The organism is Pirellulimonas nuda (assembly GCF_007750855.1).
Classification (GTDB): domain Bacteria; phylum Planctomycetota; class Planctomycetia; order Pirellulales; family Lacipirellulaceae; genus Pirellulimonas; species Pirellulimonas nuda.
In genome coordinates, this window is the sequence record NZ_CP036291.1 from 2,412,152 (window position 1) to 2,434,461 (window position 22,310).

Genomic DNA, 22,310 nt, shown 5'->3' on the forward strand with positions numbered 1-22,310 from the left:
GCAACGCGCCGCAGATTCGCGGCGCCCCGCACTGCCTGCCGTCGTAACCGGCACGATCGTTACCTTTGTTCCGCCGTGACGCCCGGCCAATCATCGGTCCGGAACGGCGTAACCGGCAGCCACGCCGAGTTGTAGAGGTTCACGCGAGGGTTGTCCGCCCAGGCGTAGCGGACCGCCACGGGTTCGCGCACCTCGGCCGACGACAGCCGGACGGTGTTCTTGCCGGTGATCTTGGCGTCGGCCCAATGAAACTGCTGGTCTGACCCGGCGATGGCGAACCCCTGCGGCGGGACGCCGTCAAAGGTCCGCAGCCCCCCCTCGCAATCGGTTAGCGTAAGCTGCGCGGCGTCGTCTGCGAACTCGCATTCCTCGAGCCGGGGGCTCCTGGCCGGCATCTTGCTGCCGTACACGTCCGCCAACGCAAGCCTGGCGAGCCGCGAGGCGACGGACTGCTTGTTCTTGGGGTGGATGTCGTTTGCCTCGCCCAGGTCGATCGCGAGGGCTTGCCCCACGTTCTCTAGCCGGTCGAGCGTCATGGTCTGCGCCTCGCGCAGCTCCGCCCAGTCGCTCGGTGCGGGGGCGGGCTTCTCCGGCTTGAAATCCGCTAGCTGCACCCAGTAGAAGGGCAGGTCGGCCTGCCCCCACGCGTCGCGCCAGGCCCCGATCATCGTCGGAAACAGCTCCCGGTACTGGTAGGCGCGTCCCGCGTTCGACTCTCCCTGGTACCAGATTACTCCGGTGATCGGAAAGTCGCGGATCGGTTCGACACGGGCCGCAAACAGGTTGCCCGGTCGCTGATTGCCGAAGAGCGGGGCGTTGATCCAGGGCCGGCCCGGGGCCGAGCGTCCTTCGGCGAGCGCCTTTTCCCGTTGCTCCCGCCACTGCGTCAGCTTTTCTGCATAGTCGCGGCGCAGCGACGCCTCATCACTGTTGGCCTCGATCTCGGACCAACGCTTCCGGAGCGGGCCGTACATCGCCTCATCCGCGAGGGCCGCGGGCGGGACCCACGCCTCGCAGGCGGAACCCCCCCAAGAGTTGTCGATCAGCCCGATCGGAACGCCCAACGCCTCTTGGAGTTGGCGCCCAAAGAAGTACCCCACGCCAGAGAACGAGCCCGCCTCCTTCGGAGAGGAGACACGCCACTGGGTGTCGATCTGCTCGGTCGGATCTTGGGACCCGATGGTGTCGATCCTCATCAGACGCAGCATCGGCTCGTCTGCCGCGGCGATGGCTAGTTCTGCGTCCCTCGATTGGTCGAGCCGCCACTGCATGTTCGATTGCCCAGAGCAGACCCAGACATCGCCGATCAGCACGTCCTGGGCGACCACCTCTTCGTCGCCGGAAGCTACCTTCAGCGTGTAGGGCCCGCCGGCGGGTCGCGCGGCTAGCTCCGCTTGCCACTTGCCGGATTCGTCGGCTGTGGCGGTCGCCTTCTCGTCGGCAAGCGAGAGTTCCACCTTGCCTCCCGGCTGACAACGCCCCCAGACCCGGATCGGTTGATCCCGTTGCAGCACCGCGTGGTCGCTGAACAGGTCGGAGAGCCACAGGGACGGTTCTGCCGAAGCCACGTTGGCCAAAACCAAGGCGGCGAGGGTTGCCGCGGTCGTGAGAAGTCGCATGGGGAGCCTCAAGGTGTGGTAAAGACAAGTAGCGCTAGAAGCGCGACGCGGCCAGATCTACGAACGGTGGTTCAAGCGTCTTGCCCTCGATCGTACCGCACACGAGTTCCGCGGTCGAAGGCGCCAAGTGCAGCCCGGCGCGGAAGTGCCCGCCGCCGATGTACGCGTTCTCGTAGCCCGCTATTCTCCCCAGAATGGGCAGCCCGTCGCAAGACGCGGGGCGGAGCCCCGCCCAACACGACTCCAGCTCGGTTTGCCGCAGGGCCGGCGCTAAGCGATGGGCATGCCCGACCAGTGCCGAAATCGCGTCTGCTTCGGTTGTTTTGTCAAAACCAACATCCTCAACCGTCGAACCGACCACCACGCGCCCATCCGCACGTGGAGTGAGATAAAAGTCCCCGTCGTGAACGACGTGCGGGAGCAAGCCCACCGGCCCACGCAGCAGGGCGATCTGCCCCTTGATCGGCCTGACGGGCGCCCGCATCCCGAGCCGTTCGGCAAGCGGGCCGGACCAGCATCCCGCCGCCAGGCAGACGGCGCCACAGCACAGCTCGCCGCGGTCGACGACAACGCTCGCCACGCGGCTGCCCTTGAGCCTCAGCGAACGGGCCTCGACGCCGGCCTCAACGGACACACCCGCCAGCTCACACAGCCGGACCAGGGCCTTGAGCCGACGCGGGTTGCGCACCGACGCCTCGGCGGGGACCCAGTGCGCGGCGCGCTGCGGCGGGACGGCCAGTCCCGAGAGATGACTCGGCGTGGCGGGCTCAACGACCGCCCCGCGCGCCCGCCAACGCATCAGCGTCTCAGACTCGCCATCGCTCGGTTCGGAGGTTGTCATATATATGGCGCCGCAACGGACGTACCCGTCGTCGATCCCCGTCTCCTCGCGGAGCCGGCCTGAGAGCCGCGGGTGGAGCACGTTGCTACGCGCCGCCATCGCTTCGAGAGCCGGGTGGCCGCTGTAGCCGGACCCCGGCGGCAGGATCCCGGCGCCGGCCCAAGAGGCCTCGCGGCCCGGCTCGCCCCGGTCGATCAGCTTGACCTTTGCGCCGCGGTCCGCCAGCTCGAGCGCGATCGACAGGCCAATGATCCCGCCGCCGACAACCAACACGTCGGGCCGGCTAGCGTGGGTCATCGCGATCACCGTCGGCGGACAAGTAGGGTTCGATGGCGGCGCGGAGCCGCACGAGGCTGGGCTGGGATGCTCCCCGCAGGTCGCGGCTCAGTTCGCGGAGGTCGTCCATCTCATCCACGTCGTACCAGGACGGCAGCACCGCGAAGCGGTCGGCGCCCCAGCCGGCGCTCGCCAAACGGTTGAGGGTCGCCTGGAATAGTGCGTCCTGCCCCCAAGGCATCCCGCGGAAGATGGGGGGCGTGCCGCCGCGGGCGCCCACGAGATAGTAACCTCCGTCACGCGCGGGGCCAAGCACGAGGTCGCGCTGCCGCAGCTCGGCGAACGCCTCGACCACGAGCCGCAGTTCAAGGTTCGGGCTATCGGCCCCGAGGACGACGACGCGCTGGTAGCCGGCGGCGAACGAACGATCGAAGAAGTCTTCCAAACGTTCTCCCAGGTCCCCCGCGGACTGCTCGCACAGCTCCCAGCCCCGCGCTGCGAACGGGGCGAAGGCGTCACGCTGATCCGCGGGCGCGTAGCAAAGCGCGCGCTGTGCTTCCAATGTGCTCAAGCGCTCGGTCAGCGTTGCGAGGAACGCGCGATGCAAGTGCGCGGCGCCGTGTTGGCCGATCGAAACCGAGAGCCGTGTCTTCACGAGACCGGGGGTCCAATGCTTCGCGAAGAGCGCCACGCGCTGGAGAGAATGGGTCATGCGAAACAGTGTTTTGCGAGGGAAAGGTACGGGGCTCGCGGCGTGTAGGTGGGGCAATTTGTGCCGATGGCGCACCCCTCTGCCGGGGGGTAATTCTCGGTGGGTTCGGGCCGCCGCAGGCGGGTGTCCGAGCCGTAACTTGTTGCTGATGTACCCGTTAGCGATTCCGTTTGCCTGCCGCCGCGGCAGCAGCCTAGGATGAATTCGGGCAGCCCCCGCGGGCTGCTCAGCGACCAAACCCGGCGGCAAGAAGCTCCGCCGTTTGCTACGTCCCCCTTTGTTGGTGGGCGTCTCTCTCAAGGACGACGGGAGGAACTTCTCGGCAAATCAGCTCGGTCTGAAACCGCGGGTAACGGAGCGAACCATGTCGGCAAGCCGTCGTCAGCAGTTCAAGTGGCAGGTCCGTCAGGCTGGGCGACGCAATCCGGCCGTTGCCGCAAATCTCACCCAGCGCGATCACCCCAAGTCGCGTCGTGGCGTGGGCACACGCGATATGCGTGAACCGTTTGCCCCCCCCGAAGACTGGTACGAGCCCCGCGAGCAGGGCCGCTCTTACCGCATCATCGTCCAACCCCCGGGCGTCGGCTACCGGCACGTCGTCACCCCGGCCGAGGTGCGTGAGCGGCTGGCCGAGTTCCCGGCCGAGTTCATCCGCGACTTGGATGTCGTGCAGTTTGCCCGCATGACGCGGAAAAAGCAAAGCTTCCCTTGCTACGGCATGCAGTGGGGCACAACGCTCTACCTCTACCCGATCGAGGACACACTCACCGAACACTTCGGCCAGCCTCCGTCGCCGCTGGTGATGAACGAGTCGCGGATGTTCGGCGGACGCTGGACCGACCACGGCCAGGGGCAGTGGACCCTGACGTGGACCAAGGCCGCGATCCGCGACTTCTACCTAAACAATATCCTCATCCACGAGCTGGGCCACCTGCTCGACGACCGCAACTCGTCCTACACCGACCGGGAACGGTACGCCGAGTGGTTTGCGATCCACTTCGGCTACTCGCGCTCCGGCGGCCAGGCCGCGCGGCGGAAGAACGCGAAGGTCCGCCGCCGCCACCACGCCACCTGAGGTCCAGACGGGCCCAGAGCCCAGTTTTGCAGCGGGCTGGCCGGTCCCCTAGAATGGACCGTCCCAGCCCGCTCTGCTTTCCCGAGGTCTCTTCCGCGATGTCCCGCCTGCTCCAAGCGCTCGCCGTAGCGAGCCTGCTCGCCGCCCCGACGCTGGCCGACAACGCCAGCGAGAACCGAAACGACCTGCGACGCTTCTCGACCCAGGCGCGGGCCGCCGAGCGGTTTGCGGCGGCAGGAAGGGGCGACGACGCGGTTGCCGCGTTTGAGGAACTCCAAAAGCTTGTCGCTGGTGTGGCGGAGCGCGGGGTCGACCCGCGTTCGGAGTCGGCCTTCAAGCGCGCCATGGATCGCCTCACCGAGTTCCATGGCGAGCTCACCGCCGCCGGGTTCAACCCCCCTCCCCTGGCCAAGATCGCCCCGGCGACGCCCCCGGCGGGCGGCGGCGACGGCGACGTGAGCTTTACCTCACAAGTGGCGCCGATGCTGGCGGCCCGCTGCGGGGGGTGTCACGTCGACGGCTCGCGAGGGGGTTTCAGCCTAGCCACCTACAGCGCCCTGATGCGCGGCGCCGACCCGGGCGGGACGGTGCTCGTGCCCGGCGACGGGGCGGGGAGCCTGATCGTCGAGCTGATCGTCTCGGGCGACATGCCGCGCGGGGGCGGCCGGGTAACGCCCGCAGAGACCCAGATGTTGGTGAGCTGGATCAACCAGGGCGCCCGCTTCGACGGCGCCGACGCCAGCGCGAACCTCCGCGACCTGAAGCCCGGCCAGGGGGCGCCGATGCAGCCCAAGCCCGCGTCGCCGCCGATGAAGGTCACGCGCCCCAAGGGGGGCGAGACGGTCAGCTTTGCGATCGACGTCGCGCCGATCATCGACGCGAAGTGCCGCAATTGTCACGGCGCCGGGCAGCAGCAAGGGGGGCTCGACATGGGGAGCTTCGCGGCCCTGCTCAAGGGAGGGGACGGGGGGCCGGTGATCGCGGGCGGCAAGCCGGACGAGAGCCCGCTGCTCCGCCGCGTGCGCGGCGACGATCCCCCGCAGATGCCGCTGCGGCAGACGCCGCTGTCTGCCCAAGAGATCGAGACGATCGCCACCTGGATCCGCGAAGGGGCGTCGTTTGACGGCAAGGACGCGGCAACGGGTTTGGCGCTGCTAATCGCCACCGAGCGGGCCGATCGCTTCTCGGGCCCGCAACTAAGCAAGTTCCGCAGCGCGGACGCCGCCGACCGCTGGCGGCTAGCGGTGCCTGACGAGCCGGCCCGGCAGCTCGAGACGCCGCGGTTCTTGGTGATCGGCAACGCGAACGACGACCTGCGCGATCGCACCGGCGCCGCGCTCGAAGGGGCCGCCGACGACGTGCTCAGCTACTTCCGCCAACCGCCGGACGGGCTCGGCAAGGCCCGCGTCACCGCGTTCGTGTTCGACGGCGCCATCGACTACGGCGAGTTTGGACTAATGGTTGAGAAGCGTCAGCTCCCCGCGACGCAGCGTCGGCACTGGCGGCACGACGCGCTGACCCCCTACCTGTGCGTTGTGCCCGCCGCGGCAGACGACGACCTGCTCCGCGCAGAGCTCGCCCAACAAGTTGCGGCGCTCTACTTGTCTGCACGCACCAGCGGAGAGCTCCCCGGCTGGCTGGCCGAGGGCGCCGCCCGCGCCGTGCGGGCCAAGCTCTACCCACGCGACCCAGAGGTGGCCGAGTGGGAGGGGAAAGTCCCTGAGCTCGCGGCCCGGATGCCCTCGCCGGACGCGTTCATGACCGGCCGCATCGATCCGCAGGTCGGCGGTGTGGTGGCTTACGGGTTCGCGGGGGCGATGCTCCGCGGCTCGTCGTTCAACAAGCTGCTGGACGCGATGGCCGCCGGGAAGCCCTTCGCCGAGGCGTTCCAAGGCGTTTACCGCGTCACGCCGAAACAGGCCGCCGAGTCGTGGCAGAAGAGCGTCGCCGCCAAGCGGGGACGCTAGGCTTTTCCTTACCACCACGGACGGCGGATGAACCGGTTCGACCAGAAACTCGCGGCGCCGCTGCGCTCGGCCCCGCGGATCCAGACGCTGCAGGTCAACCTGGGGCGGGTCTGCAACCTCGCCTGCAAGCATTGCCACGTCGAGTCGTCGCCGGCGCGCGACGGCGATCAAGAGAATATGTCGGCGCCGACCGCCGAGAAGATCCTCGCGTGGCTCGCTCGCTACCCGCAGGTCCGCACGGTCGACCTCACCGGCGGCAGCCCGGAGATGAACCCCAACTTCCGCCGCATCGTGGCGGAGTGCCACCGGCTCGGCCGGCGGGTGATCGACCGCTGCAACCCCACGATCCTGCTGCACGACGAGCCCAGCTTCGCCTGGGTTCCAAGTTTCCTCGCGGAGCACCGGGTCGAAGTCGTGGCCTCGCTCCCCTGCTACCTAGAAGAGAACGTCAACGCCCAGCGGGGCCGGGGCGCCTACAACGCCTCGATCGAGGGGCTGCTGAGGCTCAACGCCGTGGGGTACGGCGTCGACCCCGCGTTGCGGCTGAACCTGGTCTACAACCCCACCGGCCCGCGGCTCCCGCCGGCGCAAGACGCGCTGGCGGAAGATTACCACCGGGAACTGCGGCAGCGGTTCGGGCTGGTCTTCAACGAACTGTGGACCATCACCAACATGCCCATCACCCGCTGGCGCGCGGCCCTAGAGCGTGGCGGCACGCTCGACGGCTACCTCGACCTTCTCGATACGACCTACAACCCGGCGAGCGTTGAGAGGCTGATGTGCCGCTCGCAGGTGCACGTTGACAGCCAAGGGGCCCTGCACGACTGCGACTTCAACTTTGCGACGGGGCTGCCGATGCCGGGGTTCGAGACGCAGCGGCTGTGGGACATCGAGCTGAGCGAGGCCCAGGGGCGCCCCATCGCCACCGCCGACCACTGCCTGGGCTGCACGGCCGGCGCGGGGAGCAGTTGCGGCGGAGCGATCGTGCCGTAGCGAGTGCTTGGAGGGCGACCGAGGGTCATGGACTCCACCCCCCCCGCCCCGCAACACGCCTGCCTCAGGGGAGGCCTGCCTCAGTGCCTGCCCGAGGGCGGTGCCTCAGGGGACATCGGCTGTCTTAATTGTTGTCAATAGCGAGTGACGGCTCGCTCCATGTTTCGTTGTTTCGGACCATCAGGTTCAACGTGACGACCAGCTTGCGCATGACTGCCACCAGGGCGGACTTCTTCGCTTTCCCCTTGGCCAGCAGCCGTTGGTAGAACGCCTGCATGCGGGCGTTGTAACGGGTGGCGACCAGGGCGGCCATGTACAGGACCTTGCGGACCATCGACCTCCCCGCGTAAGTCTTGCGTTGCCCCTGCTTCTGGCCGCTGTCCTTAGCGATCGGCGCCACCCCCACCAGCTTGGCGACCTGGCCCCGGTTGAGGCGGCCCAGCTCGGGGAGTTCGGCCAGGAGCGTCGCGGTGGTCGCCACGCCGACGCCTGGGCACGATTGCAGGACCCGCGACTTGGCCGCTAGCTGCGGGCACTGCTCCAGGACCCGCGCGATGCGCTTGTCGACCTCGCGGATCTGCGCCCGGTAAAACGCCACCCCTTGGCGGATCATCTCCGCCGTCTCGGGGTCACGCGTCTGCTGCAGGCGGTTGCGCTCGGCGCCCAGGTGCGCGAGGGCCTGGTCGCGGCGGTGGACGAGCGCCTTGAGCTTCGCCTCGCTCGCGGAGGGCGCCTCGCGCGGCTCGGGCCGCACCACCTCGCCGAAGCGGGCGATGATGCGTGCGTCGAGCTTGTCGTTCTTCTCCACCATCCCGCAGCCCCGTGCGAAGTGGCGGACGTGCAGCGGGTTGACGACCGCGCAGTCGACCCCCCGACGCTCGAGCGCCTCGACCAGCAGCCCCTCGTAGCCGCCGGTGGCTTCCAGCACCACCAGTGTCTTGGCCGGGGCGACGCCGCGGACCAGCGCGTCGACCCCTTCGGGGGTGTTGGCGACGACCGTGTGCCGGCCGGTCTTAGAGTCGAACACGTCCAGCTTCGCCTTGGCGACATCGATCCCGATCACGTTCTTGTCTTTCATCGTTATTCCCTGGATAGTAAGTACGAGCTCGCGGCACGCACGCCGCGGCTCCCCCGGCTGTTCGGGTTAACAACGAAAAAGGACCGGCGATCTTGATGTCCCACGACGTCTAGGCGTCTACCCAGCACGATCTGCCGAGTCCGTGCGCCCACCGGGGCAAGCCTCCGGTGGGCGGCTTTTTCAGTCTAATTGCCTCCGGCGTTCTCTCCTGAGCCGGCCGCCGATCGGGTCGCAGCAGCGACCTCCGCTCCGGCTCGACAGAGGGGGGCGCCCCTCCCCCTTCGCCCTCGCATCGGCCCCTCGATTGGGCGCAGGGCCGATGCGAGGGCGAAGGCGGAGGGGCTTAACCCACTCCCAAGAAAGAAATCAAGCAATCAAACGACAAGTGCAGTGCCTTAGCAGCCCGTTGAAAAATGCCACTCCCCCGACCAACCCCTTGGCGCTAAACTGCGTCGCCGACGAAAGCGTGACTTGAGCAGGAGCGAAGCGATGGGGATGGGAAGGCGAGAGCGGGATCGGCAGGACGTGTTGTTCGTGACGGCAGAGCAGCTGCCCAAGAGTCAGGGGCACGCGTTCTACAAGCGGCTCAATAGGCTGCTTTCCGAGGCGGGCTTCGACCGCGAGGTCGAGAAGCTGTGCGAGCCGTACTACCAGCCGACCGGCACGCGTGGGCGGCCGTCGGTCCCGCCGGGAGTCTACTTCCGGATGTTGATGGTGGGTTACTTCGAGGGGATCGGTTCACAGCGGGGCATCGCGTGGCGGTGCGCCGACAGCCTCAGCCTGCGGGAGTTCCTGGGCGTTCCGCTGACCGAGGCGACCCCCGATCACTCGACGCTCAGCCGGGTCCGCGACCGCCTGCCGCTAGAAGTCCACCAGGAAGTGTTCCGGCTGGTGCTGCAACTGGCGGCGCAGCAGGGGCTGCTAAAAGGCAAGACGGTAGCGGTCGATTCGACTACCCTTGAAGCCGATGCGGCGATGAAGAGCATCGTGCGGCGCGACACAGGAGAAGACTGGAAGGCGTACGTCATTGGCTTGATGAAGAAGGAAGGAGTGATCGAAAAAGAAGACGAGCCGAGCGACGACGAGGTCCGCCGTTTCGATAAGAAGCGGAAGAACAAAAAGGTCTCGAACGCCGAGTGGGTCAGCACGACCGACCCGAGCGCACGGATCACCAAGCTCAAGGACGGCCGCACGCATTTGGCGTACAAGGCGGAGCACGTGGTCGATATCGATACGGAGCTGATCTTGGCGGCAGAGGTCTATCACGGCGACCACAGCGACACGAAGACCCTCTGCGACAGTGTGATGGAGGCGCAGACGCACCTGTCAGAGGCTGGGCTGGAAGCGCAGATCGAAGAAGCGGTTGCCGACAAGGGCTACCACGCTGCCGAGCAGCTGGAACTGGTCACGTCGGTCGGGGTGCGGACGTATGTGCCGGAGCCCAAGCGCCGCGGCGAGTCGCGTCTGAGCGCCAAGCCAGTCGAGCAGCAGCGCGCGGTGAAGGGTAACCGCCGGCGGACCAAGACCGCCAAGAACAAACGGCTCCAGCGGCTGAGGAGTGAACGGGTCGAGCGCAGCTTCGCCCACGTGTGCGACACCGGCGGGTCACGCCGCACATGGCTGCGGGGGATCGACAAGGTGAGGAAGCGGTTACTGACGTCGGCGCTGGTGCGGAACCTGGGCCTGGTAATGCGGAAGCTGTTCGGGATCGGCACGCCGAGGGGCCTGCAGGGCGAAGGTGGCTCCGCCGGGCTTATGCAGCTCGCCTGGCTTCTCATCGCGGCGATGAAGAACTTGTGGGACACACATGCTCGCCTGGGAGCCCGGCCTACAGAGTCACGCCTCCAACTGCTCACAGTTGGCGGGCCGCAGGAGTATGCGCTTAGATCAACGGGCTGTTAGGTAAGACACTACCCAGCCTCACCTATGGGGAGTTGGTTGGGTGTCCCCAGTTTGGCCCCCCCCCAGTTTGGCCCCCCCCAACCGCAATTTGGCCCAATCTGGCCGAACATGTAGCGACACCAGCGACCGCTGATTGCCTTGCGCGCCGCGGCGAGGTTACGCTTAGAGAGTCCGCCGCACGCTCTGTGTGCGGATCGCACTTCTCTCCGAGGATCGATTGATGGCCCACCCCCATGGCCGCGTCCGCGCCGCCGCCTTCGCATTGGCCGTATGCTCGGCGGGCGCCGCCGCGGCCCAGAACGGCCTTCCCGAACTTCGTTGCACACCGGCGCTGATCATGCGCGGCGACGGGGGCTCGATCCGGCTGGTCGTTCCCCGGCCCGTCACGGAAACCAGAACTGAGTCGTACATCGTACAAGTGCCGCACTCGGTGACGGTGCAGGTCGGAGGGCGGACCGTCACTAAAGAGGAGATGCACTCAGAAACGAGGGAGCGTACGGTATCGGTGACGGTCATGGCCTCCGAGGAAGTCGAAGCGCCCGCCGGGCAGTTCGAGGTGCGGCGCGCCAGCGGCGAACCGGTGCGCATCCTTAGCTCCGGCGCACAGCGCAGCCGCACCGTGCCGGTGCTGCTTGTCGCGGCCGACGATCCTTCTCGGACGCGGCTCCCGCCATTCTTTGACAAACTACTACGGCCCGAGGCCATCGTGGTGTTCGTCACGCCCAATGTGTTTGACGGCGTGGCCGTCAATGGCGGCGTGGCCAACCGTGGGGTGAATCCCACGAATCCCAGCAAGCCTCCCGCGCCTCCCGCGCCTCCCGCGCCTCCCGCGCCTCCCGCGCCTCCCGCGCCGGCCCAGGTCGGCCGGTTCACGCTGAGAGTGAACAACCAATCTGGCAAGACGGTCGAGATCGTTTACATCGATGCCCAGCACGACCGCGAGGTGATGGTTAACCCGTCGGTCGCAAACCGCCAGCGGTTGGCGCCCCTGACGACCCACGAAGGGGTGCGATGGATGGCCAAGATCGATGGCCGCATGGTCGCCGAATTTTCGGTAGGCCCCGACCCCGAATCTGAGTGGCGGATTGGCCCTGCGCTTCAGTTCACCAGCTGGAAAGGGGGCGTCGATCAGTTGTTCGAAATGATCGACGCCACGACGTGGGCCCACTACGGTCCAAAGGGCCGCCTTCTCGGCCAGCTCCAAGAAGAAGAACGGACCGACGCCTGGGTGGCGATGTACGACGGCGGCCGCGATCTGTGGATCCGCTTAATGCCGGACGAAGCGATCTTCGACGGCCCACGAACCGAGGGCTGGCGGAGGCTCTGCAAGCGCGCCGACGACGACCAGAGCGATACGGACGGCTGGGGGCTCTCGCAGCACGAGATTGAATTGCTGCTTTCCATCCACAACCAGGCCCGCGCCAAGGTCGGCGTCCCGCCGGTCACGTGGTCGGACGACCTGGCAGAATACGCCCAGCAGTGGGCCGAAAAGCTCGCCAAGGAGAACCGTTTCGAACACCGCCCGAACTCCCCCTACGGCGAAAACCTGGCCGAAGCCCTCACCGTAAGAGACGCCGCCGGCATGTGGTACAACGAGCGCGACGAGTACCACGGCCAAAAGATCGATAACCAAAACTACAAAACCTTCGGCCACTACACGCAAATGGTGTGGCGCGACACCACCAAGATCGGCTGCGGCATGGCGAACGTCGGCGGCAGGGTGGTGTGGGTGTGCTGCTACGATCCGCCGGGGAACAAGATTGGGGCGCGGCCATACTAAGTGCGGTGACGGAAGGCCACTCGAACGGAAAAAGGTTCCTGACACCTTTTCTCGTCCCGAGAAGACTATGGCCAGATTAGCCCGCATGGGAAACTTGGGCAGGACGCCGCCGGCAGAACTGTGCCTCATGAACATCGATTCAACTTCGGAGTTAGTGGACCGACTGGCAAACAGTACCGCGAGCTCAACCCCATGGGACGACCGATTGGAGAATTCATAGATGATTAGGCAGCGAGAATTGCTCGACATTATCGACCGGCTTGAGAAGTACTCCGAGAAAGGCGAACTAGTGACCATTGCATTAGAAACGGGCGAAGACGAAGCGGTACTGATCGGCACGAAAGAGGCTTACTTAAATCTCGCCTTAGTTCTAGTGAAGTGCGTGGCGTCCGTAGGCGGAGAGTGCATTCATGAAGTTGGCGTCGGCGAAACTAGGCTTCGGTGCAGTACATCGGTGGCAAGTGCATTTAGCCAGCTGGGTCATGTAGTTCCAGGTTCGCTGTGTATTGCACAAAGTGAAATAGATAGCCAACTTGCGACTCGTCATTTTTGTGAAACTTAGTTCACTGTCAACGTGCTCGTGCAGACTGGGCACAGGTCGGTACTTACTGGCAGCGACGTCGATCCGACCTACACCTTAATGACGGCTGGCACTCAAGTCTGATGCTTGTCGCTTGAACGCGGCAACCGAGAGAAGCAATATGCATTCTAGAGAAATTACAATCATCGCCGCGCTGGTCATCGCAGCCGCGGCCTGTTTCTGGCGGGGCCTGACGCCCGACCAACCCACCGCTCAGCCCGTGGTGGCGACAACTCCCGTGTCGCTCTCGCCGCCGCGGGTGGTTGAGCAGCGGATCGAGACGATCCGCGTCGGCCAGCGGGTGTGGGTCGGCGAGAACCCCTCCAGCGAGCTCGACCTCCGTTTCGGCGACGATGTTGTCTGTGCGGATTGGCGCTTGATGAAACTGCGTGCGCCCAAGCGTGGCGGCGGCCACGCCGAGGTCGAGATGCTCCGCCCCGCCTGGTGGCTGGAAGAGCACGGCGTGCGTGCCGGCGGCGAGGTCGATATCGAGGTCCCCGAGTGCGGCATCGAGGGGCGGGCGAAGGTGCTGGGCGTCGGGCCCTGCCCCCCCATCCCGCCGGGCCCCGGCCGGGTCGTGACCGCCACGTTCCACCATCAGGCCGCGGCGACGATCGACGTAGCGGTCGAGGGGCTCGCCGAGCCGATCGGCGCCACCCCCAACCACCCCTTTTGGAGCGAGACCGAGCAGCGGTTCGTCCGCGCCGACCAGTTACGCCCCGGCGAGGAGGTCCGCACGCTGCACGGCACGACCCGCGTCGCCAGCGTCTCGACCCGCGGCCCCCCCGAGCCCGTCTACAACCTGGAGGTCCATGCCGAGCACGTGTATCGCGTCGGTGCGGCTCGGTTACTGGTGCATAACGGAAATCCATGTGCAGCACCGTTGCCTGACCCGCGAAAACGCCCTGGCTACGATCCTGGCGACATCCACCAAGATCACCCTGTTGCTAGATCACTTGGTGGTGACCCAGACGTTACTCGCCCATTCCCGGCTGCGTCGAATCTTCGCAAGGGTGGTTTGGAAGGCGAGCTGCGGCGGTATGAAGAGTATCTACGCCGCAACACCGATTTCGATGACGAAACAATACGCAGCGTTATTCAATCTGAAATTGATGGTTTAGCACGGGATGTAATTGCTTCGCCGTTCGGCAAGGTCTTCCCGGGGGGGGCGCCACCAAGTGCTCCCTGAGATCGCAGTATCGCTGAACGTAGCCGAAATAGACGGGCGTAGAATTGAGGGAGGACTGCGCATTGAGAGGTTCGAGTCCATGCTCGGCAAACCAGATCGATGCAACGTACCCGGCTGGCGATTAAAGCATGTATTTATTCCATACGACGACAATGTCGTGTACCTCTTCGATCAACATGGAATAGCATTGAATGAGCACAAGACATCAAAGCTTGTACATGCGTTAGTGGTCAATCTTGAATTAGAGCAAGTAAGGTATGCAACTAAGAAGCGATTTCCAGGCACTCTAACTGTTCTTGGCGTACCTGTTGTCGCAGGTATGCGATTCGACGAGTTCAGCAGTCAATGCGAACACAACTTCACTGCCCACCTTGGCCACGCTTGGTTCCTAGATGGCGAGCGATTATCCATTCAGTTCGAGATAAAGAAGGCGAAAGGCAAGTACGGATTGGAAAGAGGAGTGATTCAATACGTTAGCGTTGGTTTTCGTGGAGCCCACAAGCACGAAGAGCATGTTTAGCGTTTGCTGACGGCTCGTGATCTATGGCTACAATGCGACATAAAGACTACGCCATCATCGCCACGCTGCTCATCGCGGCGGCGACTTGCCTATGGCTGGGGCTGTCGCCCGACCAACCCACGATCCAGCCCGTGGTGGCGACGACCCCCGTGTCGCTCTCGTCGCCGCGGGTGGTTGAGCAACGGATCGAGACGATCCGTGTCGGCCAGCGGGTGTGGGTCGGCGAGAACCCCTCCAGCGAGCTCGACCTCCGCTTCGGCGACGATGTCGTCTGCGCCGATTGGCGGCAGATGACGCTGCGGGCGCCCAAGCGTGGCGGCGGCCACGCCGAGGTCGAGATGCTCCGCCCCGCCTGGTGGCTGGAAGAGCACGGCGTGCGTGCCGGCGGCGAGGTCGATATCGAGGTCCCCGAGTGCGGCATCGAGGGGCGGGCGAAGGTGCTGGGCGTCGGGCCCTGCCCCCCCATCCCGCCGGGCCCCGGCCGGGTCGTGACCGCCACGTTCCACCATCAGGCCGCGGCGACGATCGACGTAGCGGTCGAGGGGCTCGCCGAGCCGATCGGCGCCACCCCCAACCACCCCTTCTGGAGCGAGACCGAGCAGCGGTTCGTCCGCGCCGATCAGTTACGCCCCGGAGAAGAGGTCCGCACGCTGCACGGCACGGCCCGCGTCGCCAGCATCTCGCCCCGCGGCCCCCCCGAGCCCGTCTACAACCTGGAGGTCCACGCCGAGCACGTCTATCGCGTCGGTGAGACTGGACTGCTGGTGCATAATGGGAACCCATGCAACTTTGTACCATCAGCAGAGCTGGAAGCATCCGCCAGAACCTTACATGTAACGAAAGTAAGGAACTCCTCAAAAGAAGTTGTACATGCATCCGATCAAGCAAAGGCGCGCCATGTCTTCGGGTCCAAGGGCGATGCCACGCAGGCAATTAAAGACTTAACCCAAAGGATAAAATCCCAGGGCTTCCCGAAGGGCACTACCATCGATCCTAAAGACCCAAATTCTGTCTTAGTTCCGATTGGAAATGGCTATGCCGTTTTCTCGATTAAGAAGGGCAGAGCACAGATCGAAACGATAATAGACTAGCACATCTGCCCCCCGTACGATTTGACTCCAACAGTGTGAGCGAGATTCGTGCGCCCCTGCTATGACCTTCTTGCAGTAGTACCGCGGATATCAAGGCATTCACGATGCACAACTCTGACTATTACAACTGCTGGAGATCTGCTAACGCCGCTAGACTTCCTGCGTTTCTGCAGGCATTCTCAGTTCGATATCGGCCCATTGCGACTCATGAATGTCAAAGCAAGCATTGCGATTGTTCGGGCGAAGTGTTCTCGATAGACCATAGCGGCGGCGTACCGCGACTTCAATGCACTTCGTGCGAGTCCAAAGCATTCTTACATCCAGTTGATGCCGACAGCCTCGAAGAAGCCGATTCCGAAGACCATGAAGAGTGCGATGACTGCAGCCGGAGTGCGTTTAATGTTGCAGTGGGAAGAACGAGAACCTTTAATACAGAGGAGTCAGGTGATTCTTGTTGGACGTATCTTGGGGTGCGATGCTGCAGCTGCGGCTTGCTTTCGTGCATCAACAGCGACTGCCCGTCCCCTCTCCCTCCAATGCCGTTTAATCCATCAAGGTTGTGCAGCCTCGCGTTGATCGACCAGGCGAGCATGCCATGGCTCTCAGGGGAGCTCAGGCAATGCACGAAAGGGGTCTGGAAGAACGCCTTCACGTTGCATTTTGTAGATTCAGAGAACGCAAATGAAGAGGGGGCAGAGTGGCAGTTTTGGCAGACTATTAGACTGGTTGATCGGGACGAAGGGCTTATTTTGATCGACATGTTGCAAAACGGCCGTGTGGGCGGAATCGAGTTCCACGGGCTTCGGTCCATTAGGCAACTGCGTTACCCCTAGGACGGAAAGTTTGCTGGGAACGGGTCTTTTATGTATACGTCCGGCGGTCCCCAGTGGTGTTATACGCATTCCAATCTGATATGGCGCGCCTCCACTAGCGCCCTCCCAGACTGGCCATCATGATATCGTGATCATCCCTGATGAAGGTCCGATCGGGGGACATCCAGCCGACGGCGCCCCGCCTTCGCAGTCGTAAGGACCGCTGAGGGACACCCAGCTAACGTCGCGTACTCTTGAAGGTCCCCGTGCGGATGTTCCCAGGGAGGCCTAGCGGTCGACTTAGGAGGTTGGGTGTCCCCGAATTGCGTTGAGACAACCTCCACCCCATCCAGATACGCTCTGCGCAACGCATCCTTAGTTCTTGCCGCGAGCCCTAGCGGCACACGACGTTCCACCATGTCTCGCCGCTTTGTCGTTGAAAGCCGCCACACGATCGGGGAGAATGCGACAGGAAACGCGGTTCACCGTGCTTTTCAGGGAGGCGGAGGGGCTCAACTGCGGATTAGACATGGGGGACACGTCGCGACAGGTGTTTTGCTAAGAAACGGCCTGTTTTCTAGGCAAAAGCTGCCACGGAGGGGTGTCTAATGACGTGTCTATTTGAAGGGGGTTTTGTCTAGCGCTGGAGGCTGGCAAGGGGAGAAAAACCCCTCGGATGGGGGGATGCCGGCGAGCAATCGGGGCAGAAAACTGCGGTAGGCCAAAGGGTTTGGGACGGTTCGGGTCGTGTCTACTCGAAAAAAAACTCCGCGGAGAGGGAACAAATAGACTCAAGCCGGAACCACGACCGCCGGACGCAGTGGCGGCGCTTCAACCCACAGCAGCCCGCAACCCCATGAGCAGCCCCCGGGCCGTCTCCAGGTCGAGGGCATCGACCGCGAGCGCCTCGATCAGCAGTCCCTCGTCCAGGTGCTCGTCGAGCTTGCGGGTCTGCTTCGACGGCAGACGTGCGGCCGGGCGGGCCGGGTCGAGCGACAACGCATCGACGCCCGCCAAGCGACGGGCCGAGTCGGCGGCGCTGGCGGAGAGCTCGACCGCGATCTTGTGGTCGGCGGGGGCGAGCCCCGCCGCGTCGGCGATCAGGCAGAGCGTGCGTTGGGCCTTGGTTCCGGTCCAGGTGAACCACAAGCAGGAGGACGGCGACAGCGGGACCAGGCGGCGCCGATCGATCCCCGCCTCGCGGGCGGTGAGGCGCGCCTCGGCCAGCAGCCGGGCGCCGGTGGAGTTCAAGTACCCGCAGGGGCGGTCGTCCAGCAGCGCCAGCCGCATGGCGTCGCGCACCCGCGGGTGGACCTCGCCGCCGCCGCTGGTGAACATCGGGGGCTTGCTCCCCTTCGCGGGCCGGACGACCACGACCCGCCGCTCGTCCTCGATCGCGACCACCCGCCAGCGCCGCCCGGCGAGCAGGAAGCAGTCGTCCAGGTTCGGCAGGTCCGAGGCGGGGAGCAGGCCGATCAGCGAGCTGCCGTGATAGACGCCGTAGTCGTCAGAAGCGGTGAACGCGCTGTAGAAGGAGCCGCTGAGGGACATCGGCTGTCTTAATTGTTGTCAATAGCGAGTGACGGCTCGCTCCATGTTTCGTTGTTTCGGACCATCAGGTTCAACGTGACGACCAGCTTGCGCATGACTGCCACCAGGGCGGACTTCTTCGCTTTCCCCTTGGCCAGCAGCCGTTGGTAGAACGCCTGCATGCGGGCGTTGTAACGGGTGGCGACCAGGGCGGCCATGTACAGGACCTTGCGGACCATCGACCTCCCCGCGTAAGTCTTGCGTTGCCCCTGCTTCTGGCCGCTGTCCTTAGCGATCGGCGCCACCCCCACCAGCTTGGCGACCTGGCCCCGGTTGAGGCGGCCCAGCTCGGGGAGTTCGGCCAGGAGCGTCGCGGTGGTCGCCACGCCGACGCCTGGGCACGATTGCAGGACCCGCGACTTGGCCGCTAGCTGCGGGCACTGCTCCAGGACCCGCGCGATGCGCTTGTCGACCTCGCGGATCTGCGCCCGGTAAAACGCCACCCCTTGGCGGATCATCTCCGCCGTCTCGGGGTCACGCGTCTGCTGCAGGCGGTTGCGCTCGGCGCCCAGGTGCGCGAGGGCCTGGTCGCGGCGGTGGACGAGCGCCTTGAGCTTCGCCTCGCTCGCGGAGGGCGCCTCGCGCGGCTCGGGCCGCACCACCTCGCCGAAGCGGGCGATGATGCGTGCGTCGAGCTTGTCGTTCTTCTCCACCATCCCGCAGCCCCGTGCGAAGTGGCGGACGTGCAGCGGGTTGACGACCGCGCAGTCGACCCCCCGACGCTCGAGCGCCTCGACCAGCAGCCCCTCGTAGCCGCCGGTGGCTTCCAGCACCACCAGTGTCTTGGCCGGGGCGACGCCGCGGACCAGCGCGTCGACCCCTTCGGGGGTGTTGGCGACGACCGTGTGCCGGCCGGTCTTAGAGTCGAACACGTCCAGCTTCGCCTTGGCGACATCGATCCCGATCACGTTCTTGTCTTTCATCGTTATTCCCTGGATAGTAAGTACGAGCTCGCGGCACGCACGCCGCGGCTCCCCCGGCTGTTCGGGTTAACAACGAAAAAGGACCGGCGATCTTGATGTCCCACGACGTCTAGGCGTCTACCCAGCACGATCTGCCGAGTCCGTGCGCCCACCGGGGCAAGCCTCCGGTGGGCGGCTTTTTCAGTCTAATTGCCTCCGGCGTTCTCTCCTGAGCCGGCCGCCGATCGGGTCGCAGCAGCGACCTCCGCTCCGGCTCGACAGAGGGGGGCGCCCCTCCCCCTTCGCCCTCGCATCGGCCCCTCGATTGGGCGCAGGGCCGATGCGAGGGCGAAGGCGGAGGGGCTTAACCCACTCCCAAGAAAGAAATCAAGCAATCAAACGACAAGTGCAGTGCCTTAGGTAAGACACTACCCAGCTAACGCCGCGTACTCTTGAAAGTCCCCGTGCTGATGTTCCCAGGGAGGCGTTGCGGTCGACTTGGGAGGTTGGGTGTCCCCGAATTGCCCGAATTGCGCGTGGGAGGTTGGGTGTCCCCGAATTGCGGCGGCGCCCGAATTGCGGAGACGGGCGACATGTTCTCCCGGCTCGGCAATCGTCCGAGTTTCTACTCGCAAATAGCCACCCACGGCCGGACAATAGGCGCCGCGATCGAAACGCGCTACCGCTGCGCCCACGCTAACACGCCGACGATCGGCCGTGGGGGGTGGGCTGCGCCGGTGGTTGGGCCCGTGTGGCGGGCGCGGGATTTTGTCCCGGAGGTGTCCGCTGGCGGGGGTGGGTGTCCGGTAAGAAGAGATAGAACGTGGCAGCAGCCCCCTCTGTGGAGGGGGATTTGGCGACGGGTGGGCCGAGGGAGGGGCGATTTGTGCGGGGTTTTCTGCCGGGGGGGTGGGTTTTGTCCGAAAATCGAGCCCGCGGGGTGGGGGACAAAAGGACAAAACTCCGGTGGGCGCAGAGACCGGTCGCCTTGCTACGCGGCGTTGCGTTCGGACTCAAGCTGCGCAGCTTGGGCCCGGGCCCACTCGCGGATGGTTTCTGGTTGGTCGGACGAGAGCTTGTAGCCGTGCTTCACGCCGCGCCGTACGCGGCGGCGCCAGCCCCAGCGGAGCGCGGCGTCCATCGTGAACGGCGAGAATCGCTTCCACAGGTGCAGCGCGCGGGCGAACCATTCCACCAGCACCACGTCGCGGTTCCGCTTGATGCCGCTGATGGCGGCGCGGGCCACGCGGTCGGCCGTGGTGCACATGTAACCGGGCGGCGGTTTAACATGTTGCTTCGGCGTGGCGGTGTGGGCGTTCTTGAAGAGGTTGGTTTCTACGAAGCCGGGGCAGAGCGTCGTGACCCCCAGCCCGAGCCGGCCGTACTCCGCGCGGAGCGACTCACTATAACCCTTGAGTGCAAACTTGGTGGCGCAGTAGACCGACACGCGCGGCATCCCCACCAGCCCCAGCACGCTGCAGACGTTCAGGATGTGGGCCTGCTGCCGCAGCAGCAGGGTCGGCAGCAGCTCGCGGGTGAACTGCAAGTGGGAGTGGAGGTTGATCGCCAGCAGGCGGTCGACCTCTTCGGGGGGCATCTCGTGCGTGAGGCCGCGGTAGCTGACGCCGACGTTGTTGACCAAGATATCCACGCCGGCCCAGCGCTCGATGGCTTCCTGCGTGACGCGCGTGATCTGGTTACGGTCGGCGACATCGCAGACGCGTCCCTCGGCCTCGACGCCGAGCCTGCGGGCGTCTTCGACCACGGCGGCCAGACTTGTGCGGTCGATGTCTACCAAGAACAGGCGCGCGCCTTCGCCGGCGAGCCGCAGCGCGATGGCGCGGCCGATGCCCGAGGCGGCCCCGGTCACCAGAGCGCGTTTGCCGGCGATTTTTCGCATCAGCGGGCTCTGCCGAGGGCTAAGAGTTGGCCACGAAAAGGCACAAAGAAGCACAAAGACGAAATCGCAATGACACAAGCCTCAATGGCTAAAGGTGTTTGGACTGAAACCCATCGCCTGCTGGATCGTGGGTCCCGTCAGGCCGCGCTCTCTTTGTGCACTCTTGCGCCTTTTCGTGGCTATCGTTCGTCAAGCGGCCATCTTCAACGGCGCCGGCAGTCCGCGGTCGAGCTTCTCCGGCGGCACAGTGCGGCTGAGCTGGTAGCGGTCTTCGCCGCGGAGCAGGCAGACGCCCCATTTGTCGAGGTGGTACTTGCCGCCGTTGTAGACGCTGCGGTAGTGCTTTTTGTTCGTGTAGACGGGGATGCTGGTCGGGATCACCCGCATGTTGAACGCGATGCGGTGCCGATCGGTGGTGTTGGCCGCCGAGCCGTGCACGCACCGCTCCGTGAAGATGATGAACTGCCCGGCGCGGCACGGCACCTCGACGCAGCGGTAGTCCTCCGGCTTGAACTCCAGCGAGTAGGCGGCGTTGTAGAAGCCTTCTTCGCCGCCGAACTTGATCGGCCGCACGCGGTCGTGCGATCGCTCAGCGAATCGCAGGGCGCCGTTCTCCGTGGTCGAGTCGTCCACGGCTATCCAGACGGTGAGCTGGAAGATCTCGCTGCGGTCCTTGGGGAAGATGGCGGGGTCTTGGTAGTCCTCCACCATGAACGTGCTGGCTTGGTGCCACTGGATGGCGGGCGACTTGGGGCCCTTGTAGAAGATCTGCGACCGCCACGTCAGCAGGTCGGGGCCCAGGATCTGGGCGACCCGCTCGGTGATGGCCGGCGATTTCAGGTAGTTCCACATCCGCGGCATCTCGAAGTGCCGGTCGCGGGGCGTGGCGAAGCCGTAGGTTTCCGACGGCACGTTTTCGATCGCGAGCAGGTCCTGCTTGAAGTCCTGCATCTGCTCACGCGTGAACGCGTCGAACGGGCCGAGGAACCCGTTGGTGTAGAACTGCTTGAGCTGGTCGTGGCTGAGCTGGTACTCGGGCGCCACGCTCGCCTTGGGGGCGATCACCTTGGGCATCTTGAACGTGCAGGGCTGGTCGATGTACGCCTTGTTCACCCCGCTGCCAATGATCTTGGCGAACATGCTGTGGTCCCAGTTGCGGACGACCGCCTTGAGGTCGCGCGGCAGCACCCGCGTCGGCAGCCCAAGCGCCTTGTAGGCCCACAGACCCCCGAGGCCGCCCATGATCGGCACACGCTGCCACAGGGGACGCTTTTTGGGGTGCATGTTCATCGAACGAGACTCCGGGAGATGGGGGATCGAGCCAGGCGGGCGCAGGGGCGTCCGTCTGCAACGAGTTATCGGACATTAACGGTTAGGAAATTAGTAACGCCATAGAGTTTGCGCCTGGCCTGCTAGCGGATTCCGCCAATCCGCGTCCGCGGGCCGGCCGCCGCCTCGCGTGGCTAGCAGCGTCGGCTAAGCT

At 65.2% G+C, this 22,310-nt stretch carries 17 protein-coding genes; 9 read left to right on the forward strand and 8 right to left on the reverse strand.

All coding sequences use genetic code 11. The features are described from left to right. Positions 1-59 precede the first annotated feature (59 nt). From Pla175_RS09765 to Pla175_RS09775, 3 genes are read right to left on the reverse strand one after another with little or no spacing between them, the layout of a single operon-like run. A complete protein-coding gene (locus Pla175_RS09765; protein WP_145283673.1) occupies positions 60-1,619 on the reverse strand; it encodes a sialate O-acetylesterase in 1,560 nt (519 codons plus the stop codon). Between the two features lie 34 nt (positions 1,620-1,653). Continuing rightward, positions 1,654-2,757 carry a glycine oxidase ThiO gene (gene thiO, locus Pla175_RS09770; protein WP_145283676.1) on the reverse strand — a complete coding sequence of 368 codons (1,104 nt, stop codon included), beginning with the start codon at positions 2,755-2,757 and terminating at the stop codon, positions 1,654-1,656. After that, positions 2,744-3,448: a TIGR04282 family arsenosugar biosynthesis glycosyltransferase gene (locus Pla175_RS09775; protein WP_145283678.1), complete on the reverse strand. Its 705-nt coding sequence runs from the start codon at positions 3,446-3,448 to the stop codon at positions 2,744-2,746. Before Pla175_RS09775 ends, thiO begins: the two co-directional genes overlap by 14 nt. A gap of 364 nt (positions 3,449-3,812) precedes the next feature. Between Pla175_RS09775 and Pla175_RS09780 the strand changes: the two genes are divergently transcribed. The 3 genes from Pla175_RS09780 (at position 3,813) to arsS (ending at position 7,483) form a co-directional block, all read left to right on the forward strand. Further along, positions 3,813-4,523: a hypothetical protein gene (locus Pla175_RS09780; protein ID WP_145283680.1), complete on the forward strand. Its 711-nt coding sequence runs from the start codon at positions 3,813-3,815 to the stop codon at positions 4,521-4,523. A gap of 98 nt (positions 4,524-4,621) precedes the next feature. Next, positions 4,622-6,490, forward strand: a complete 1,869-nt coding sequence (locus Pla175_RS09785) for a c-type cytochrome domain-containing protein (protein ID WP_197527394.1) — start codon at positions 4,622-4,624, stop codon at positions 6,488-6,490. Between the two features lie 27 nt (positions 6,491-6,517). Next, on the forward strand, positions 6,518-7,483 hold the full coding sequence (gene arsS / locus Pla175_RS09790; protein WP_145283685.1) for an arsenosugar biosynthesis radical SAM (seleno)protein ArsS: 966 nt from the start codon (positions 6,518-6,520) through the stop codon (positions 7,481-7,483). A 124-nt stretch (positions 7,484-7,607) separates the two neighbouring features. On the opposite strand, the gene Pla175_RS09795 is transcribed toward arsS, so the two are convergent. Next, positions 7,608-8,561, reverse strand: coding sequence for an IS110 family RNA-guided transposase (locus Pla175_RS09795; protein WP_145283687.1), 954 nt, complete (start codon positions 8,559-8,561; stop codon positions 7,608-7,610). A gap of 471 nt (positions 8,562-9,032) precedes the next feature. Here Pla175_RS09795 and Pla175_RS09800 point away from each other — a divergent pair, with 471 nt between their 5' ends. The 6 genes from Pla175_RS09800 (at position 9,033) to Pla175_RS09830 (ending at position 15,623) form a co-directional block, all read left to right on the forward strand. Next, positions 9,033-10,463 carry a transposase gene (locus Pla175_RS09800; protein WP_231954155.1) on the forward strand — a complete coding sequence of 477 codons (1,431 nt, stop codon included), beginning with the start codon at positions 9,033-9,035 and terminating at the stop codon, positions 10,461-10,463. Positions 10,464-10,683: 220 nt separating this feature from the next. Then, the gene (locus tag Pla175_RS25935; RefSeq protein WP_197527395.1) at positions 10,684-12,243 is read left to right on the forward strand and encodes a CAP domain-containing protein; all 1,560 of its coding nucleotides are present in this window, start codon (positions 10,684-10,686) and stop codon (positions 12,241-12,243) included. A gap of 238 nt (positions 12,244-12,481) precedes the next feature. After that, positions 12,482-12,805, forward strand: a complete 324-nt coding sequence (locus Pla175_RS09815) for a hypothetical protein (RefSeq protein WP_145283692.1) — start codon at positions 12,482-12,484, stop codon at positions 12,803-12,805. A 139-nt stretch (positions 12,806-12,944) separates the two neighbouring features. Further along, positions 12,945-14,012 carry a Hint domain-containing protein gene (locus Pla175_RS09820; RefSeq protein ID WP_145283694.1) on the forward strand — a complete coding sequence of 356 codons (1,068 nt, stop codon included), beginning with the start codon at positions 12,945-12,947 and terminating at the stop codon, positions 14,010-14,012. Beyond that, a complete protein-coding gene (locus Pla175_RS09825; RefSeq protein WP_145283696.1) occupies positions 14,002-14,532 on the forward strand; it encodes a DUF7738 domain-containing protein in 531 nt (176 codons plus the stop codon). The genes Pla175_RS09820 and Pla175_RS09825 overlap by 11 nt, the downstream gene beginning before the upstream one ends. Before the next feature lie 23 nt (positions 14,533-14,555). Further along, positions 14,556-15,623 carry a Hint domain-containing protein gene (locus Pla175_RS09830; protein ID WP_145283698.1) on the forward strand — a complete coding sequence of 356 codons (1,068 nt, stop codon included), beginning with the start codon at positions 14,556-14,558 and terminating at the stop codon, positions 15,621-15,623. 1,643 nt (positions 15,624-17,266) lie between these two features. On the opposite strand, the gene Pla175_RS09835 is transcribed toward Pla175_RS09830, so the two are convergent. From Pla175_RS09835 to Pla175_RS09850, 4 genes are all read right to left on the reverse strand, one after another. Beyond that, positions 17,267-17,986 (reverse strand): hypothetical protein, encoded by a 720-nt coding sequence (locus Pla175_RS09835; RefSeq protein ID WP_145283700.1) that lies wholly within the window; start codon positions 17,984-17,986, stop codon positions 17,267-17,269. A gap of 8 nt (positions 17,987-17,994) precedes the next feature. Then, positions 17,995-18,948 carry an IS110 family RNA-guided transposase gene (locus tag Pla175_RS09840; protein ID WP_145283687.1) on the reverse strand — a complete coding sequence of 318 codons (954 nt, stop codon included), beginning with the start codon at positions 18,946-18,948 and terminating at the stop codon, positions 17,995-17,997. 970 nt (positions 18,949-19,918) lie between these two features. Next, a complete protein-coding gene (locus Pla175_RS09845; RefSeq protein ID WP_145283702.1) occupies positions 19,919-20,827 on the reverse strand; it encodes an SDR family NAD(P)-dependent oxidoreductase in 909 nt (302 codons plus the stop codon). Between the two features lie 189 nt (positions 20,828-21,016). Then, positions 21,017-22,117, reverse strand: coding sequence for a phytanoyl-CoA dioxygenase family protein (locus tag Pla175_RS09850; RefSeq protein WP_145283705.1), 1,101 nt, complete (start codon positions 22,115-22,117; stop codon positions 21,017-21,019). Between the last annotated feature and the right edge of the window lie 193 nt (positions 22,118-22,310).